The 433-nt window shown below is 39.0% G+C and carries 1 protein-coding gene; it reads left to right on the plus strand.

Annotated features, from left to right (window positions below):
• Nucleotides 1-276: glucan biosynthesis protein (locus tag AAEY83_RS12920; RefSeq protein ID WP_351059315.1), on the plus strand; the 276-nt coding region annotated here is incomplete at its 5' end.
• Between the last annotated feature and the right edge of the window lie 157 nt (nucleotides 277-433).

Here is a 433-nt window from a genome sequence, read left to right on the forward strand (position 1 = left end):
CCTAAAAGCCATCGCCAATTTACGGTTGATTTTGCTGGGCCTGATATAAATAAGCTTTCAGAAAAGTTAAATTTAAATGCCGACATCCAATTAACAACGGGTGAGGTTAGAGATGTAACTGTGCAAAAATTACCTGATTCATTAGGCTGGCGAGTTGCTTTTAAAATAGCTCCACAAAACGGTAAACCTGTAGACATGCGCTTATCGTTAAAGCTGCATGATAAAGAAATTAGCGAGGTATGGAGCTATGTTTGGTACCCAAATGACATCAAGTAATAAAGGTAGGGGCACTCCAATGCCATTCAAAACACTAAGAGTATGGCTATTTGCCATTGCGGCACTTGGCACATCTGGCTACGGCATATCTATTATGTTTGAGATTTTAAGCTCAAACGGTATGACATTACTTGAGTATGCCCTTTTAGTATTATTC

The organism is Psychrobacter sp. TB20-MNA-CIBAN-0197 (assembly GCF_040309765.1).
Taxonomy (GTDB): domain Bacteria; phylum Pseudomonadota; class Gammaproteobacteria; order Pseudomonadales; family Moraxellaceae; genus Psychrobacter; species Psychrobacter submarinus.